The 2130-nt window shown below is 68.5% G+C and carries 2 protein-coding genes and 1 pseudogene; all 3 read left to right on the forward strand.

Features of this window, described 5'->3' with window-relative positions:
* Positions 1 to 1208: potassium-transporting ATPase subunit KdpB (kdpB, locus tag ACIG5E_RS39345; protein WP_396542108.1), on the forward strand; the 1208-nt coding region annotated here is incomplete at its 5' end.
* Positions 1209 to 1225: 17 nt separating this feature from the next.
* The gene (kdpC, locus tag ACIG5E_RS39350; protein ID WP_396542110.1) at positions 1226 to 1855 is read left to right on the forward strand and encodes a K(+)-transporting ATPase subunit C; all 630 of its coding nucleotides are present in this window, start codon (positions 1226 to 1228) and stop codon (positions 1853 to 1855) included.
* Positions 1856 to 1990: 135 nt separating this feature from the next.
* A pseudogene (locus ACIG5E_RS39355) lies at positions 1991 to 2130 on the forward strand (hypothetical protein); the annotation flags it as partial.

Below are 2130 nucleotides of genomic sequence, written 5' to 3' on the forward strand. Positions count from 1 at the left end.
GGCGCGCCGTCGAGGCCGCCGGCGACGTCAACACCCTGCTGCTCGACAAGACCGGCACCATCACCCTGGGCAACCGCCAGGCCGCCGAGTTCCTGTCGGTGAGCGGTGTCTCGACGGACGAGCTCGCGAGTGCCGCGCAGCTGTCGTCGCTGGCGGACGAGACACCGGAGGGCCGTTCGATCGTGGTCCTGGCCAAGACCGAGTACGGTCTGCGGGCCCGCGCGCAGGGTGAGCTGACCCACGCCACCTGGGTGCCGTTCACCGCCCAGACCCGGATGTCGGGCGTGGACCTGGACGAGGCGGACGGCGTGCACCAGGTTCGCAAGGGTGCGGCGGCTGCCGTGTCCAACTGGGTTACTGCCAACGGTGGTTCGGTCACCGATGAGGTCTCGACGCTGGTCGACGGGATCTCTGCCGCGGGTGGCACGCCCCTCGTCGTCGCGACGAAGATCGGCGACGCTCCTGCCAAGGTCCTGGGGGTGATCCACCTCAAGGACGTGGTCAAGGAGGGCATGCGGGAGCGCTTCGACGAGCTCCGCCGGATGGGCATCAAGACCATCATGATCACGGGCGACAACCCGCTGACCGCCAAGGCGATCGCGGAGGAGGCCGGTGTGGACGACTTCCTCGCCGAGGCCACGCCCGAGGACAAGATGGCCCTGATCAAGAAGGAGCAGGAGGGCGGCAAGCTGGTCGCGATGACCGGCGACGGCACCAACGACGCCCCCGCGCTCGCCCAGGCGGACGTCGGCGTCGCGATGAACACCGGGACCATGGCGGCCAAGGAGGCCGGCAACATGGTCGACCTGGACTCCAACCCGACCAAGCTGATCGAGATCGTGGAGATCGGCAAGCAGCTGCTGATCACCCGCGGCGCGCTGACCACCTTCTCGATCGCCAACGACGTGGCGAAGTACTTCGCGATCATCCCCGCGATGTTCGCCGGGGTCTACCCGGGCCTGAGCCACCTCAACATCATGGGCCTGCACAGCCCCCAGTCCGCGATCACCTCGGCGATCATCTTCAACGCCCTGGTCATCATCGGCCTGATCCCGCTCGCCCTGCGCGGCGTGAAGTACCGTCCCGCCGACGCCAGCTCCCTGCTGGCCCGGAACATCGGGGTCTACGGTGTCGGCGGTCTGATCGTGCCGTTCGTCGGCATCAAGCTGATCGACCTCGTCGTCCAGTTCATCCCCGGCCTCAGCTGAGAAAGGAGTCCACCGCAATGTCCAAGCCCCTTCCCGCCATCGTGCGGACCCACCTCACCGCACTGCGCGTGCTCCTGGTGCTCACCGTGATCCTCGGGATCGCCTATCCGCTGTTGGTCACCGGCATCTCCCAGGTCGCCTTCGGCGACAAGGCCAATGGCTCGATCGTGAAGTCCGACGGCAACCAGGTCGGTTCGAGCCTGTTGGGCCAGAACTACGACCTGCCGAAGAAGAACCCGGATGACCCGAAGGAGGAGCCGGTCCCGGACCCGAAGTGGTTCCAGCCCCGGCCCTCCGCCAACCACCACGCCGGCGACAACTCCGGTGCCAGCAACCTCGGCCCGAACAGCGACGACCTGCTCAAGGCCGTCAACGACCGCCGCGCCGCCGTCGCCGCGTTCGACGGCGTCGACCCGGCGAGCGTCCCGGCCGACGCGCTGACCGCCTCCGGCTCCGGCCTCGACCCGCATATCTCGGTGGCCTACGCCAAGGAGCAGGTCAACCGGGTCGCCAAGGAGCGCAAGCTGCCGGTGGAGACGGTCGCCAAGCTGGTCGACACGTACACCGAGGGCCGTTCCCTCGGCTTCCTCGGCCAGGAGGGCGTCAACGTCGTCCTCCTCAACAAGGCGATCAGCGAGTCGAAGTGATGTTACGTCATCCGGTCGCATGACCTGGCCGGCCCGGGTGTGGAGCACGTCTCCCGCGCCCGGGCCGGCCGACCCGTGTCCGCAGACGTGCACTACCTCCCGAAGGAATGAGCAGCGCCCATGGCCCGCGACCTCATGCCCGGCACCGGCCCCCGCACCGGTCGGCTGCGGGTGTACCTGGGTTCCGCCCCGGGGGTCGGCAAGACCTACCGGATGCTGGACGAGGCGCGGCGCAGACAGGAACGCGGGGCCGACGTCGTGGTCGGGTACATCGA

This window comes from Kitasatospora sp. NPDC053057 (assembly GCF_044546945.1).
Taxonomy (GTDB): Bacteria; Actinomycetota; Actinomycetes; order Streptomycetales; family Streptomycetaceae; genus Kitasatospora.